This is a genomic window from Vibrio sp. Vb1018 (assembly GCF_033338775.1).
GTDB classification, from domain to species: Bacteria; Pseudomonadota; Gammaproteobacteria; order Enterobacterales; family Vibrionaceae; genus Vibrio; species Vibrio alginolyticus.
Window position 1 is genome coordinate 58,422 of sequence record NZ_JAWOTI010000024.1, and the last position, 15,389, is coordinate 73,810.

The 15,389-nt window shown below is 45.6% G+C and carries 15 protein-coding genes and 1 other RNA gene; 12 read left to right on the plus strand and 4 right to left on the minus strand.

Going from position 1 to position 15,389, the window contains the following annotated elements:
* Nucleotides 1–345 precede the first annotated feature (345 nt).
* The 5 genes from petA (at nt 346) to sspB (ending at nt 4,170) form a co-directional block, all read left to right on the plus strand.
* On the plus strand, nt 346–936 hold the full coding sequence (gene petA / locus R7Z10_RS20305) for a ubiquinol-cytochrome c reductase iron-sulfur subunit (protein ID WP_005372877.1): 591 nt from the start codon (nt 346–348) through the stop codon (nt 934–936).
* A complete protein-coding gene (locus R7Z10_RS20310) occupies nt 936–2,201 on the plus strand; it encodes a cytochrome bc complex cytochrome b subunit (RefSeq protein WP_005372880.1) in 1,266 nt (421 codons plus the stop codon). Before petA ends, R7Z10_RS20310 begins: the two co-directional genes overlap by 1 nt.
* Complete coding sequence (locus tag R7Z10_RS20315) at nt 2,198–2,935, plus strand: cytochrome c1 (RefSeq protein ID WP_005372881.1); 738 nt, start codon at nt 2,198–2,200, stop codon at nt 2,933–2,935. Before R7Z10_RS20310 ends, R7Z10_RS20315 begins: the two co-directional genes overlap by 4 nt.
* Nucleotides 2,936–3,031: 96 nt before the next feature.
* A complete protein-coding gene (gene sspA / locus R7Z10_RS20320; protein ID WP_005372897.1) occupies nt 3,032–3,667 on the plus strand; it encodes a stringent starvation protein SspA in 636 nt (211 codons plus the stop codon).
* A gap of 17 nt (nt 3,668–3,684) precedes the next feature.
* Nucleotides 3,685–4,170, plus strand: coding sequence for a ClpXP protease specificity-enhancing factor (sspB, locus tag R7Z10_RS20325; RefSeq protein WP_005387408.1), 486 nt, complete (start codon nt 3,685–3,687; stop codon nt 4,168–4,170).
* Nucleotides 4,171–4,241: 71 nt separating this feature from the next.
* Here the strand turns inward: sspB and R7Z10_RS20330 are convergent, their stop codons facing one another.
* Genes R7Z10_RS20330 through R7Z10_RS20345 form a run of 4 tightly spaced genes read right to left on the minus strand, consistent with a single transcriptional unit; the run spans nt 4,242 to nt 7,692 of the window.
* Complete coding sequence (locus tag R7Z10_RS20330; RefSeq protein ID WP_025768401.1) at nt 4,242–4,910, minus strand: BON domain-containing protein; 669 nt, start codon at nt 4,908–4,910, stop codon at nt 4,242–4,244.
* 21 nt (nt 4,911–4,931) lie between these two features.
* Complete coding sequence (locus tag R7Z10_RS20335; RefSeq protein WP_005372901.1) at nt 4,932–5,522, minus strand: phosphoheptose isomerase; 591 nt, start codon at nt 5,520–5,522, stop codon at nt 4,932–4,934.
* A 3-nt stretch (nt 5,523–5,525) separates the two neighbouring features.
* Nucleotides 5,526–5,894, minus strand: a complete 369-nt coding sequence (locus tag R7Z10_RS20340; RefSeq protein WP_005372903.1) for a YraN family protein — start codon at nt 5,892–5,894, stop codon at nt 5,526–5,528.
* Nucleotides 5,881–7,692, minus strand: a complete 1,812-nt coding sequence (locus tag R7Z10_RS20345) for a penicillin-binding protein activator (RefSeq protein ID WP_005372905.1) — start codon at nt 7,690–7,692, stop codon at nt 5,881–5,883. The genes R7Z10_RS20340 and R7Z10_RS20345 overlap by 14 nt, the downstream gene beginning before the upstream one ends.
* Nucleotides 7,693–7,760: 68 nt before the next feature.
* On the opposite strand from R7Z10_RS20345, the gene rsmI reads away from it, so the two are divergent.
* From rsmI to murF, 7 genes are all read left to right on the plus strand, one after another.
* Entirely contained in the window at nt 7,761–8,624 is an 864-nt protein-coding gene (gene rsmI, locus R7Z10_RS20350; protein WP_047101994.1) for a 16S rRNA (cytidine(1402)-2'-O)-methyltransferase, read from the plus strand.
* Nucleotides 8,625–8,791: 167 nt separating this feature from the next.
* Nucleotides 8,792–9,222: RNase P RNA component class A (gene rnpB / locus R7Z10_RS20355), an RNA gene on the plus strand.
* 175 nt (nt 9,223–9,397) lie between these two features.
* Entirely contained in the window at nt 9,398–10,348 is a 951-nt protein-coding gene (rsmH, locus tag R7Z10_RS20360) for a 16S rRNA (cytosine(1402)-N(4))-methyltransferase RsmH (RefSeq protein ID WP_005372918.1), read from the plus strand.
* Nucleotides 10,349–10,353: 5 nt separating this feature from the next.
* Nucleotides 10,354–10,671, plus strand: coding sequence for a cell division protein FtsL (ftsL, locus tag R7Z10_RS20365; protein ID WP_005372920.1), 318 nt, complete (start codon nt 10,354–10,356; stop codon nt 10,669–10,671).
* Complete coding sequence (locus tag R7Z10_RS20370; RefSeq protein ID WP_086046525.1) at nt 10,668–12,461, plus strand: penicillin-binding transpeptidase domain-containing protein; 1,794 nt, start codon at nt 10,668–10,670, stop codon at nt 12,459–12,461. Before ftsL ends, R7Z10_RS20370 begins: the two co-directional genes overlap by 4 nt.
* 62 nt (nt 12,462–12,523) lie before the next feature.
* Nucleotides 12,524–14,005, plus strand: coding sequence for a UDP-N-acetylmuramoyl-L-alanyl-D-glutamate--2,6-diaminopimelate ligase (murE, locus tag R7Z10_RS20375; protein WP_318105785.1), 1,482 nt, complete (start codon nt 12,524–12,526; stop codon nt 14,003–14,005).
* Nucleotides 14,002–15,366, plus strand: coding sequence for a UDP-N-acetylmuramoyl-tripeptide--D-alanyl-D-alanine ligase (gene murF, locus R7Z10_RS20380; protein WP_170890662.1), 1,365 nt, complete (start codon nt 14,002–14,004; stop codon nt 15,364–15,366). The genes murE and murF overlap by 4 nt, the downstream gene beginning before the upstream one ends.
* Nucleotides 15,367–15,389 lie beyond the last annotated feature (23 nt).

Below are 15,389 nucleotides of genomic sequence, written 5' to 3' on the forward strand. Positions count from 1 at the left end.
AATTGAAAATATAAACACAGTAAGCTGAACGCGTAATACGAAATATTTCTCTGTGTAATTAACTGAAAACTACCAAGATAAAAGGTTTTATCTGCTTTCAGCGGGGCTTCTATGTGGTGCTTTCTTGTTACAAATCACATCAATTTTTTATAATTCTGCCGCTTTTGTGACGACGCGAGCGATTTGCCTCACAAATGTTACAAAAAGGTAGCTTTATCTTGTCAAAAAGTAGGGTTTTCTTTATCATTTCCCTCCAATAAATAGAACTAAATTCATTATTTGTTAGCCATGCTCTTATAAGCGGAATAATAACGATCCAAAGGGAGCAAATGGGAGAATGTTTGGATGAGCAACGCGCCTTTAAATAACGGTCGCAGGCGTTTTCTAACCGCTACAACGGCAGTTGTTGGTGGGTTAGGGGCAGTCGCCGTCGCCGTGCCTTTTATCAAATCATGGAATCCGAGTGCTAAAGCCAAAGCGGCGGGCGCACCGGTGGAAGTGGATATAAGTAAAATTGAACCAGGTCAGCTGGTTCGTGTTGAGTGGCAGGGAAAACCTGTATGGATTGTTCGCCGCACTCAAAGCGTTCTGGATAACTTAAAATCGATCGGTGATAAGCTTCGCGATCCACAATCTGAAATGGAGCAGCAGCCTGAGTACGCTCAGAATGAGTTTCGTTCGATTAAGGAAGAGTTTTTCGTCGCAGTTGGTTTCTGTACCCACTTAGGTTGTTCACCAACCTATCTACCTGACTCTTTCTCAGAGCAGGTGCAGGGCGTAAGATCTGGCTTCTTCTGTCCTTGTCATGGTTCTAAGTTCGACATGGCTGGTCGAGTGTTCCAAGGAGTACCTGCTCCGTTGAACCTTGTCGTTCCTAAGCACATGTATTTGAGCGATACCAAGCTCATTGTGGGTGTTGATGAGGGAGATGCATAATGCAAGCAATGTTAGATTGGGTTGAAAAGCGTATTCCTGCAATGAATGCTTATAAAAAGCATTTGTCTGAATACCCAATGCCTAAGAACTTCAACTTTTGGTACCTTTTCGGTTCTCTGGCGATGCTGGTTCTTGTTAACCAAATCCTAACGGGTATTTGGCTAACGATGAACTATGTTCCTTCAGGTGACGGTGCATTTGCGTCTATCGAATACATTATGCGTGATGTAGAGTACGGTTGGCTTCTGCGTTACATGCATTCCACTGGCGCGTCAGCGTTTTTCGTTGTTGTGTATCTTCACATGTTCCGTGGTTTGATCTACGGTTCATACCAAAAACCTCGTGAACTATTGTGGATCTTCGGTATGTTGATCTTCCTTGTTCTCATGGCTGAAGCGTTCATGGGTTACCTACTTCCATGGGGTCAGATGTCATACTGGGGTGCGCAGGTAATCATTTCCCTGTTTGGTGCTATTCCTGTTATCGGTGATGACCTAACGCTTTGGATTCGTGGTGACTACATCATCTCTGGTGCAACGCTAAACCGTTTCTTCGCACTACACGTTATTGCACTGCCTATCGTTTTGCTTCTTCTTGTTGTTCTGCACGTATTGGCGCTGCATGAAGTAGGCTCAAACAACCCGGATGGTATCGAAACTAAGCTGCCAAAAGGCTCAATGGGCGACGATTACAAAACGCAATTCAAGTTCCACGATTACTACACGAAGAAATATGACATCATTGATTCGATTCCTTTCCATCCGTACGGCACGGTTAAGGACTTGGTCGGTGTTGCTGGTTTCTTGTTCTTCTTCTGTTACGTGCTGTTCTTTAACCCAGAAATGGGTGGGTACTTCCTTGAGCCGCCTAACTTTGAAGCTGCAAACCCATTGAAGACACCAGAGCATATTGCTCCGGTATGGTACTTCACGCCGTTTTACGCAATCCTACGTGCGGTTCCAGACAAACTATTAGGTGTTATCCTAATGGGTGCGTCAATTGCAGTGCTGTTTGTTCTACCTTGGTTGGATCGTTGTAAAGTTCGTTCATACCGTTACCGTAGCAAACTTCATCTATTGAATATTGTACAGTTCACTATCGCCTTTATCGCTCTGGGTATTTTAGGTGCGTTACCTGCAACACCAACGTACACACTACTATCTCAGATCTTTAGCTTGTGTTACTTCATGTTCTTTGTGTTGCTGTTCTTCTACAGCAAAAATGAAGCAACCAAACCATTACCAGAGAGGGTGACATTCAAATGAAGAAGTGGATTGTAATTCTATTTGCTATGTTGCCATCACTAGCGATGGCAGCTGGGGCCAATGTTCCGCTGGATAAAGCGAATGTTGACCTTACGGATAAAGCTTCGCTACAAAACGGCGCGAAGTTGTTCATGAACTACTGTTTTGCTTGTCACTCTACGCAATACCAGCGTTACGAGCGTGTAGCAACAGACTTGGAAATTCCAACAGACTTAATGAAAGAAAACCTGATTTTCAATCCTGAAGCGAAAATCGGTGATCTAATGGTCAACGCTATGCCACCGAAACAAGCGGCAAACTGGTTTGGTGCTCCACCACCAGATCTTACGTTGGTTGCCCGAGTTCGTGGTGCTGATTGGTTATACACTTACTTACGCTCTTTCTATGTTGATCCATCTCGTCCATTCGGCGTGAACAACATCGTATTCCCGAGTGTTGGTATGCCGCATGTACTTGAAGAGCTACAGGGCATCCCGACGCCGATTTACGATACGAAAATCGTAGATGGCGAAGAAGTACAAGTTGTTGTTGGTACTGAAACCGATGGCACGGGTGAGCTGAGTGAAGGCGAATATGACAAAGCGGTTGGCGATCTCGTTAACTTCTTAGTTTATTCAGGTGACCCAGTGCAGCTTGAGCGTCATGCTTTAGGCTGGTGGGTAATGGGCTTCTTAGTGCTTCTAACCATCGTTGTTGTGATGCTCAAGAAAGAGTATTGGCGCGATGTGCATTAATTGTGCTAAAATACCGTGCTAATTCCCAATTTTAATTGATGTACAATGGAGGCTTAGCCTCCATTGTTTTTATTTGTAAGTGTACTGGAGGGCTCCATGGCTGTAGCTGCCAATAAACGTTCTGTGATGACTCTTTTCTCAAGTGCATCAGATTTGTATAGCCATCAGGTTCGCATTGTACTAGCTGAAAAAGGCGTAAGTGTTGAAGTTGAGCTTGTTGACGAAGCAAACCTTCCTGCTGAGCTTGTTGAGCTAAACCCATATAAATCAGTGCCAACTCTTGTTGACCGTGAGCTAGCTCTTTACGATTCAAAAATCATCATGGAGTACTTGGACGAGCGTTTCCCTCATCCACCTCTAATGCCGGTTTACCCTGTTGCTCGTGGCAACAGCCGCTTGATGATGTACCGTATCGAACGCAACTGGTATTCACTCGCTGAAAAAGTGATGAAAGGTAATGCGGAAGAATCAGAAAAAGCACGCACAAAGCTGCGTAATGATCTTCTGACGTTAGCGCCAATTTTTGCTGAATATGAGTACTTCATGAGCGAAGAATTCAGCTTGATCGATTGTTACCTAGCTCCACTATTGTGGCGTTTGCCTCAACTTGGTATCGATCTTGTTGGCCCTGGTTCAAAAGAAATCAAGGTATACATGAACCGCGTATTTGAACGTGATTCGTTCCTTGCTTCTTTGACTGAAGCTGAACGTGAAATGCGCCTAGTTCGCTAAGCGATTTAAAACACGTTATGGATATTGCAAAAATGACTGCTCGCCGCCCGTATATGCTTCGCGCATTTTACGACTGGTTAGTAGACAATGACTTGACTCCTCACTTGGTTGTGGATGCAACAATGCCAGGGGTGCGTGTCCCGGTTGAATTTATTCAAGATGGTCAAATTATTTTGAATATTGCGCCACGTGCAGTGGGTAATCTTGAGTTAGGTAATGATGCGATTACCTTCCATGCTCGCTTTAGCGGTCGTCCGCACTCAGTGATCGTGCCTGTGTATGCTGTTCAAGCTATTTATGCACGTGAGAATGGTGCTGGTACTATGTTTGAACCAGAAGAAGCGTACACTCACATCGAAGAAGAAGCGATGACCGAGGAAGAATCATCCCCATCGTTCACAACGGTTAGCGATGAGCCTTCTGAGTTAGTTTCTGATTCAGATGCCGAAGAGGACGATGCTCCTCGACCAAAAGGCAAACCAAGCTTAAGAGTGATTAAATAATAAAAAAGCAGCGTTACGCTGCTTTTTTCTTTTTAACTTGTTGAAGATGATTTCAAGCCAGACTTTGGAAATTACTCACTAATCGTAAAGACTTCGACGTTCTCTTCATTTTCTGTGCTTGCCTCACTTTCTATTGTTTGTACACCGTCACTCGGTAAGTCTACTTCAACAGGCTCCATTTCGCCGTATTGGAACCCTTTAATGACTTGTTTTACGCCTGAGATATTACGCGCGATTTCTGTCGCTCGATCGCCTTGCTCTGGCGTGACATAACCAAACAGAAAAACGTCGCCATCTTCGGTGATCACTTTAACCTTAACACCATTAAGCTCAGAATCAGTAAGCAAAGCTGACTTTACTTTGGTTGTGATCCAGCTGTCATTGCTAATCTGGGTAACAGTGAGTGGCTCTTTTTGTTTGATTTGATTGTGTATGACTTTTACACCACTAACTTCTCGAGCCCTTCGCTCTAAAGCAAGGATAAGGTCTTGTGTCGGAGCTTGTCCCATAAGGACTACAGTCCCATTATATGAACTGGCAACGACACGTACTTCACCTTTAAACGGTGCTTTATTGCCGATCGCCGCAACTTCGAATTCAATGTTATTGTCCTGCCAAATTTGTTTTGTCGTGCGTGTGTCCGTGACAATATTCGCTGTGGTTGCTGCACCTGCGATAAACAAACCTGCGCAACCACTTAAACTCAATGCTGTTAATAAGATAACAAGGCTACGTATCATAATTCTGACTCTCAGTCTTGGTTACTCTTCGTGAGCAGGGAAAAGCACCTGGTCAATAAGATCACAAAGGCAATGGAGTGTTACCATATGTACTTCGTGAATACGTGCAGTGCGGTGTGATGGAATACGAATTTCGACGTCGTTCTCACCGAGCAGTCCTGCCATCTCTCCGCCATCTTTTCCTGTTAGCGCGATAATCGTCATGTCTCGAGTTACGGCTGCTTCCATCGCTTTGATAATATTTTTACTGTTACCGCTAGTCGACATGGCAAGCAAAATGTCGCCTGGTTGACCAAACGCTCGTACCTGTTTTGAGAAGATTTCCTGGTAGTGGTAATCGTTGGCCACTGCGGTTAGGGTGGTATTATCGGCGGTTAAGGCCATTGCTGGTAGGCTAGGGCGCTCAGTTTCAAAACGGTTTAAAAGACAAGAAACAAATTGTTGAGCGTTTGAAGCACTGCCGCCATTACCACAACATAAAATTTTATTGCCATTAAGCAGGCTCGACACCATCGCTTGAGCTGCATGAGTAATGGCATCAGGCAGCGCCTCTGCTGCTGCGATTTGAATTTGAATACTTTCTGTAAAGCTGTCTTTAATGCTGTCTAGCATCGCTTATCCTTCAGAGATTGCGTTTTCTATCCAGTTGATATCTCGACCATTATCATGAATGGCGATGACATCAAATCGATAATCGATATTGTGTTTTAAGCGCTTTTGTTGGCTAAGCCAAACTTGTGCGGTTTTGACTAGCTTGCGCATTTTAGCGTGCGTCACCATTTCTGCTGCCGAGCCAAAGTGATTGTTCTTACGGTATTTGACTTCAACAAACACAATAGTTTCACCTTGTTGGAAGATTAAATCAATCTCACCGACCTTAGTCAGAAAATTTTGTTCAATAAAGTTTAAGCCCTGGCGTTGTAAATACTGCTTCGCCAGAGCTTCATATTGATTTCCGATTTGGCGCTTGCTAAAGAGCCCCACGCTCAGCCCAGCTTAGCTCACGCTGTACAACACAATTATTGTCGATACTTAAAATACCGGTTTGGCCGCCAACTGAGTAGCCCGGAACGACCTTCATTTGTGGCAGCTCCCCAATCAATTTATACGCATCCATACCCAGTGCTTTCAAACGTTTTTCCATGTTAGATTGCTCTGACCACAACTCGTTCATTTCAGCGGTCACGCTAGGGTCTGGGTCAATCAGCAATGGAATATCGCTGTAGATGATGCCTGTTAGATCTTCGTAAGTCGCGCCGCCACTGTTGCTACGCGAGCTAGAGAAAATTTGTGGCGCTTTGGCGTCTGGATTAATCGCTACCTCAATAAACGGCTTAATCAAAGTCAGTTCCGTGCTTCTAGCAACAATATAAACCGCATCGACATCACGACGGCTACGTGGCTGTGTTTCAAGCTTGATACGCATTAGTGATTGCATCTGAGCAATACGTTGTTTGCTTTCTTGCAGACCAAATACTTCATTGATGTCTTTTTGAAGTTGGCGCTTGTCACCAAAATAACTTGCTGCGACTTTATTAGAGCTGTACTTGCGCCACTCTTTGTTGAACGCTTCAGTTACACGTTCACCAAAGCTGCCCTTTGGTGCCAGAATCAGAGGGAAGTTATAGCCTTCGCTGAACAAGTGTTTCGCTGCTTGTGCGGCTTCTTGTTCTGGTGATAATGCCAAGTAGCAAATATTGCTATCTGGTTGCACATCTTCGGGAATATTTAGCGCAAGGGCTGGAATCGTAGGACCATTTTCTGAGCCATCCATGGTTGTGTGCAATAGCTCAACGTTTTCTTTTTCTAGGGGACCAACAACAAAGTCGATGTTTTCATTGATCAAACGTTGTTTAATTTGGTCGGCGTTATACGCATTAGTGTCTATTACCGTGAGGGTAGCACTTGGATCACGGTTACGATCATTCATCATCGCAAACACAAAACCATCACGAATTAATTGCGCTTGTGGCGAGAATTTACCAGTAAGCGGCAGTAACAAAGCGGTGTTGTTTGGTTTAACGATGTCTAGAGAGAGAATGTTTTGAATCTCTTCTGGTGTGTAGATAGCGGCTGGGTGCGATGGGTTCTCGTTTAACCAGCGTTCTAGGGTATTTTTTAGTTGAGATAAGTTGCCCGACAACGTTTTCGCATAAATAGCGAGTTGTAGCCAACCATCCAAAACATCTTCATTTGGCTCTGTTTCTAATGAGGTCAGTTCGTACTCGGAATAGCTGCCAAAGTTCATCCAAATACGGCTAGAAATCTCTCTCTGCTCCGCGGACGATGCATATTGGCCAAATGCAACCAGTTGGCGGTTTGCCTCAAACGCTTGGTTAAGACCTTGATAAGCGTCGGCACGCATCAAGTAATAGTCTTTCCATTGCTCATTTGGTAACTTCCACCAAGGTTTAAAATTCAACAATTGCAGCAACTGAGAGTAATTACCCTGTTTTTGCTGTATGGTCGCACGCGCTAGTTGCCACTCTGCTTGCTGAACTTCGGTTAACTGTTGACGAGCCAGGCGCTTGATCAACATTTCTGCTTGATCAAACTGGTTTGCTTGAATCGCGGCTTTGGTTGCCATGATCAACCAGTCATTTTGTAAACTGCCTTCCGTGCTATCAGCTTGGATCATATAGTTCTGAACAGACTGAGTAGGCTCAAGTGTTACATCAACGCCATCAGGCTGTCTTGGACCTGAAGAACAGGCGGCGAGCGTAATTGCTAGTGCAACAGGAGTAAGTATGCGTGGTACACTGAGTCTCTTATGGTTAATCATTGCCGTGAGTTCTCTATAATTTTGTACAAAATTGTCTCTATATTAATCGTTGAAGTGATGGTAAACAAATGACAGATAAAAATAAGTTGCCGAATGAGGGGCCAACTCTCTATATCGTACCGACTCCAATCGGAAATTTAGCGGATATCACCCAACGTGCTATCGAAATTCTGTCGACTGTGGACATCATTGCCGCTGAGGATACTCGACATACGGGCAAATTACTGTCTCACTTCAATATTCAAACCAAAACTTTTGCTCTACATGACCACAATGAGCAGCAAAAAGCACAAGTTTTGGTAGAAAAGCTGCTTTCCGGTCAGTCTATCGCATTAGTTTCTGACGCTGGTACGCCACTTATCAGCGACCCAGGATACCATTTGGTGACAAAATGTCGTCAAGCGGGCGTTAGAGTTGTGCCTCTTCCAGGTGCCTGTGCGGTCATTACGGCGTTAAGTGCCTCTGGCTTGCCATCTGATCGCTTTAGCTTCGAAGGTTTTTTACCACCGAAAAGCAAAGGTCGTAAGGATAAATTCCTAGAGATTGCTTCGGTAGAGCGTACGTGTATTTTTTACGAGTCACCGCACCGTATTTTAGACTCTCTACAAGACATGTTAGACGTTCTTGGCCCAGATAGAGAAGTTGTGTTGGCAAGAGAGCTAACAAAAACCTTTGAAACCATTCAAGGCATGCCGTTAGGTGAGCTGATTAAATGGGTGAAAAGTGACGATAACCAACAGCGTGGTGAAATGGTATTGTTGGTACATGGCCATCGTGAAACAACAGACGACTCACTACCTGAAGATGCTTTACGCACGTTAGGGATTTTGACCAAAGAGCTGCCTTTGAAAAAAGCAGCTGCTTTGGTGGCAGAAATACATAACTTGAAGAAGAATGCGCTATATAAATGGGGCTTAGAAAACTTAGACTAAGTGCCGCTAGCGAGATAAATGGTCAATGAGGGCTGATGTTTAGGAATCGGCCTTTTTATTATCTATTTTTGGCGCGCTGACTAAAAAGTCATCACTTAGTGCATTCATTTCATCATATCTGTGATCTAACTAGACTCTGAAGTGAGAACTCTATACAATCCGCCCTCGGAGCTGACTGGGTAGTCGCTGCTTTGTTGATGTCCTTCGGGAGACTGACGTCGAAGTCCCTTTGGGAGACTGACGTTGACGTCCTTCGGGAGACTGACAAAGGGGAGGAAAGTCCGGGCTTCATAGAGCAAGGTGCCAGGTAACGCCTGGGGGGCGCAAGCCTACGACAAGTGCAGCAGAGAGAAGACCGCCGATGGCCCGTAAGGGTACAGGTAAGGGTGAAAGGGTGCGGTAAGAGCGCACCGGACGACTAGCAATAGTTCGTAGCAGGGTAAACTCCACCTGAAGCAAGACCAAATAGGCCTCCACATTGCGTTGCTCGCGTAAGGAGGCGGGTAGGTTGCTCGAGCCAGTGAGTGATTGCTGGCCTAGACGAATGGCTACCGCCGCGCAAGCGGAACAGAACCCGGCTTATGTGTCGGCTCCACCTATTCGAGACCCATCTCTACTTCGGTAGTGATGGGTTTTTTGCATTTAATTGACGCAAACTATGTCATTACCAATAAACTTGGCGTAAATCACGTCTAACTTTAGACTTGTGGTGGCGATGATGTAGGAAATCAGTACACTAAAGAATCGCTTCAAGATCATTCAACGAGAAAGCTATGACCGAAACCTTCCAACATATTTCCGTGTTATTAAATGAATCCATTGATGGCTTAGCTATCAAACCAGACGGCGTCTATATTGATGGAACATTTGGCCGTGGCGGTCACAGCCGGACAATTCTATCTAAACTCGGTGAAAATGGCCGACTGTACAGTATCGACCGTGACCCTCAAGCGATCGCTGAGGCAGGCAAAATCAATGACCCTCGCTTCACCATTATTCATGGTCCATTTTCTGGTATTGCTGAGTATGCTGAAGAGTATGGGCTAGTTGGAAAAGTGGATGGTGTTCTGCTGGATTTAGGCGTTTCTTCTCCTCAGTTAGACGACGCAGAGCGTGGCTTTAGCTTTATGAAAGACGGTCCGCTAGATATGCGTATGGACCCGACATCAGGTGTTCCAGTATCTCAATGGTTGATGGAAGCAGACCTCGATGATATCACTTGGGTCATTCGCGAGTTTGGGGAAGATAAACATGCGCGCCGTATTGCAAAAGCGATTGTTGCCTACCGTGAAGACGAAGAAAATGAGCCAATGGTTCGCACTGGTCAGCTGGCAAAATTGATTTCAGATGCCGCACCGAAAAGTTTTAAAGAGAAAAAACACCCTGCGACTCGTGCTTTCCAGGCTTTTCGTATTTACATCAACAGTGAGTTAGAAGAAATTGATACGGCACTTAAAGGCGCGGCGAGCATTCTGGCTCCAGAAGGCCGTTTATCTGTGATTAGCTTCCACTCTCTGGAAGACCGTATGGTCAAACGTTTTATCCGTAAAGAGAGCAAAGGGCCTGAAGTGCCACACGGTATTCCAATGACGGAAGAGCAAATTCGTGCTCTTGGTAGTGCGAATATGAAAGCGGTGAGCAAAGCGATTAAGCCAAGCAAACAAGAAATTGAAATGAACCCTCGCTCGCGCAGCTCTGTGTTAAGAATTGCGGAAAAGCTTTAATTATTATGACGAAATCCACTCCTAATCTTGCTAAGTTGATTGCAACAGATCTCCTCACTGTTGGTCGCTGGCCATTACTGTTGTTGCTATTGATCGTGGCATCGGCAATGGGAGTGGTATTTGCTACCCACCATGCGCGTCAAGCGATCACCGAGAAAGACCATACGTTGGTTGAACGAGAACGATTAGATAGCGAATGGCGTAACTTAATGTTGGAAGAAACTGCCCTCGCGGAACACAGTCGTGTTCAAGACCTTGCCAAAAAAGAACTTGAAATGAAACGACCTGATGGCGATAAAGAAGTGGTTGTCACGCTCAAATGATTAGAAAAAAATCCAACACGAAACAAGCCAATAAGCGTAAACCTGTAGCAAAAGAGAAAGCGGCTACGGGGGATAAGAAAACCGATAACAAAGCAGTGAAAGTGGCGGTCGAGGAATCTTTCTTGATTCGTTGGCGCTTCCATCTATTACTGTTTTTTGTTTTTTGTGCATTTGCCCTTTTGGTGGCACGCGTAGCCTACATCCAAATCATTGAGCCAGATAACCTGATTAAACAAGGTGACCTACGTTCGGTTCGTGTTAAATCCATTCCTTCTGCTCGCGGTATTATTTCGGATCGAAATGGTGAGCCGCTTGCTGTCAGTGTGCCGGTTGAGGCGGTTTGGGCAGATCCTGCCACTATATTTAAAGAAAACGCGCTAAGCCAGACCAAAAGTTGGCATGCATTAGCGGATGTTCTTGGTATTGACCGACAAGGGTTAATAGACAAAATTAAGCGCAATGAAAAACGTCGCTTTATCTACTTGCAGCGCCAGGTCAGTCCGGCCATGGCGAACTATATTCGTGAGCTAAAGCTGCCAGGTGTTGGCCTTAAGTCGGAATCTCGTCGTTATTATCCTGCAGGTGAGGTTAGTGCTCACTTAGTCGGTGTAACAGGCATTGACGGGCATGGCCTAGAAGGTGTGGAGCGTAGCTACGATGAGTGGCTCACTGGCGCGGCGGGTAAGAAAACTATTCGTAAAGATCGCTATGGTCGTGTTGTGGAAAACATTGCTTGGCAAGACAAGCAAGAAGGTAAATCACTTCAGTTAACCATCGATCAGCGCCTACAGGCGATTGCGTATCGTGCGATTAAGCAAGCCGTTGCGGACCACCGCGCCACTTCAGGTTCCGTTGTCATGTTGGATGTAAAAACGGGCGCCGTATTGGCCATGGTTAATGCTCCTTCTTACAACCCTAACAATCGTAGCGATTGGCAAAGCTATCAAATGCGTAACCGAGTGATCACGGACTCAATGGAGCCCGGTTCGACCATTAAGCCTTTCGTTATTTTAGCCGCCTTAGAAAATGGGATAGCCGATAAAGATACCATCGTAGATACCGGTAATGGTGTCCTACGTTTAGGTGGTAGTCGAGTCAGAGATGTCTCTCGCGTAGGTAAAGCGAGCTTGACCACGATCCTTAAAAAGTCGAGTAATATCGGTGTGACGAAGCTAGCAATGCAAATGCCGGTAGAGGCGCTTCTTGGGCTGTACAGTTCAGTGGGTTTTGGTGAGCTTTCTGGCCTAAACCTAGTTGGGGAAGTGACGGGTATTTTTCCTACACGAACTCGTTGGTCGCCAATTGAGCGCGCCACGATTGCGTTTGGTTATGGTCTATCAATTACACCAATCCAGCTAGCCCATGCTTATGCGACGCTTGGAAACCTTGGCAAATACGAGCCTATTCATATTATCGAAAGCAATGATCATGACATGTCACGCCAAGTGGTGAGTGCGAAGTATGCGCGTCAAGTATTAGACATGTTGGAAACCGTAACTCAAAAAGGGGGCTCGGCTCGCAGAGCGGCAGTTCCTGGTTATCGAGTAGGAGCGAAAACGGGTACATCACGTAAAGCTTCTGCCGGTGGGTACAGCGACGAGTACATCACCTACACGGCTGGGCTTGCTCCGGTTAGCGATCCGCGAATTGCTTTAGTAGTGATCGTAAACGAGCCTCAAGGCGATGACTACTATGGTGGTTCGGTAGCGTCTCCTGTCTTCTCTGAAATCATGAAAGGCGCGCTACAAATACTCAATGTTGCACCTGACGAAAACAAATTCCAACAGTAAGCCCTGTGGTTTACTGAGCAAACAAAATTAAGAAAACCTGAGCCAAAGCTCGGAGAACAAATATGACTAAAGCCATCAGTATGGACGTGCTGCTTTCCCCTTGGGTGGATTGCCCTAGCTTATCGTCCGTTCTTGTTTCTGAATTGGAGCTCGACAGCCGAAGAGTTCAACCTGGAACCACGTTTGTAGCAGTGATTGGCCATGTTGTGGATGGGCGTAAATTCATTGCCTCTGCAATTGAGCAAGGTGCAAATGCAGCCCTGGCGCAAGCCTGCGATGTCAAAACACATGGTACGGTGGAAATCATTGATGATGTTCCCGTCATTTACATTGATAGGTTGGACCAACGTTTATCCGCAATTGCTGGAAAGCTTTATGCTTACCCTGATATGGATTTGATTGGTGTCACCGGCACCAACGGCAAAACCACCATTACCCAGTTAATAGCGCAATGGCTAGAACTGCTTGACCATAAAGCGGCGGTAATGGGAACAACAGGAAATGGCTTCCTCAATAACTTGCAACAAGCTGCGAATACAACGGGGAATGCCGTTGAAATTCAGAAAACGCTTTCCTCTCTCGCAAATCAACAAGCCACATACACCGCGCTAGAAGTATCTTCCCATGGCCTGACGCAAGGTCGTGTCAAAGCATTATCATTTGCGGCGGGCGTGTTTACTAACTTAAGTCGTGACCATCTTGATTACCATGGCACGATGGAAGAGTATGCCAATGCAAAGCTTGGGTTGTTCACGCAACACCAATGTGAACGTGCCATTATCAATGTTGATGATGAAGTCGGTCATCAATGGGCGTCGCAGTTAAGTAATGCGGTCGCTGTTTCGCTCAAACCGAACACTGAATTTGAAAGCGCAATTTGGGCGACGGAAGTCAGTTACGCGGAGTCAGGGATTACTATTAAGTTCCATGGTAAGTTTGGCTCAGGTGAATTGCGCGCGCCATTGATTGGTGAGTTTAATGCAACCAACTTAATGCTCGCTTTTGCGACCTTATTAAGCTTAGGTAAAGAGAAACAAGCGTTACTCGAAACCGCAGGTCAACTGCAACCTGTACTCGGCCGAATGGAGTTATTCCAAACTGAGGATCGTGCCAAAGTCGTGGTCGATTATGCCCATACTCCTGATGCTTTAGAAAAAGCGCTGCAAGCTTTACGAGTTCATTGTGAAGGCCAGCTGTGGGCTATTTTTGGCTGCGGTGGTGATCGCGATGCAGGTAAGCGCCCGATGATGGCGGAAATTGCAGAGCGACTAGGTGATAGAGTGGTGTTGACTGACGATAACCCACGCAGCGAAGATCCGGTTCAGATTGTGAAAGATATGTTAGCTGGGCTGTCAAAACCTGCTGAAGCGATTGTTCAGCATGACCGCTTCAAAGCGCTGTCTTATGCCATTGAAAATGCTTCGCCAAACGACATTATCTTGTTAGCAGGGAAGGGCCATGAAGATTATCAGATTCGTAATGGCGAAACGATTTATTACTCCGACCGCGAGTCCGCAATGCAACTTTTAGGATTGACCTCATGATCAAAGTAACGTTATCTCAAATTGCAGACATCACTCGTGGTGAGCGATTCGGCGACGAGCTACTTATCGACGCGGTTTCTACTGATACACGAACGATTGAGCGTGGGGCTTTATTCGTCGCGTTAGTTGGGGAGCGCTTTGATGCGCACAACTTTTGCCAACAAGCGGTAGATGCAGGTGCCGGTGCTTTACTCGTAGAAAAACGCTTAGATGTGAATGTGCCGCAAATTGTGGTGTCGGATACCAAACTTGCATTGGGTGAGTTTGCTTCTTGGGTGCATCAAGCATGCAAAACACCTACCGTTGCCATCACCGGAAGTTGCGGTAAAACGACCGTAAAAGAAATGGTTGCGAGTATCCTGCAATTGAAAGGCAAAGTGTTATTCACGGCGGGTAACTTCAATAATGATATTGGTGTTCCGTTGACATTATTGCGCTCACAGCAGGATGATGATTATGCCGTGATTGAGCTTGGTGCTAATCATATAGGTGAAATTGCTTACACGACTCAGTTAGTAAAACCAGATATCGCGTTAGTGAACAATGTAGCCGCCGCTCACCTTGAAGGCTTTGGTTCTATCGATGGCGTGAAACAAGCCAAAGGTGAAATCTACCAAGGCCTTTCAGCTGGTGGTATTGCGATTGTTAACCTAGACAGCAATGGTGAAGCCAAGTGGGATGAAGTGTTAGCAGATAAGAAAGTCATTACTTTTTCACAAAGTAATACTGATGCAGACTTCTTCGCTTCTAACATCGTATTGAACGCCGCAGGTGAAGCAAGCTTTGACTTACATATCGCAGCAAGCTCACAAGAAATTGAACTGTCTCTGGGTATTATAGGTCAACACAACGTTGCGAATGCGATCGCTGCTTCTATTATTGCGTTACAAATGGGCGCCACATCAGAAGAGGTTCGTGCTGGCCTTAAACATTTGAACAAAGTGAAAGGTCGCGTCGAGGTTGAAGCGCTGAGCGAAAAGATAAAATTGATTGACGACAGCTACAACGCGAGCGTGCCAGCCATGAAAGCGGCAGTTGATTTATTGGCCGCTTTCCCAGGTCAACGTTGGCTGATTTTAGGTAATATGGCGGAATTGGGCGAGGAAAGTCTTGCACTTCATCGTCAAGTCGGGGAACATGCTGCCCCACAAAAATTTGAACATGTTCTCACATATGGTGCAGACGCCAAGGTGATCAGTGATCTTTGCCAAGGCATTCATTTTGAGACGCACCAAGAGATGATTGAATACATCAAGCAGCATCTAGACCAAGCCGTTCCTGAAAGCCATACGATGTTGGTGAAAGGAGCGAACGGTGCACGTATGTTTGAAGTCGCTGCTGCTTTGAAGGAGTATTATTAATGATTATTTGGCTTGCCGAGCTG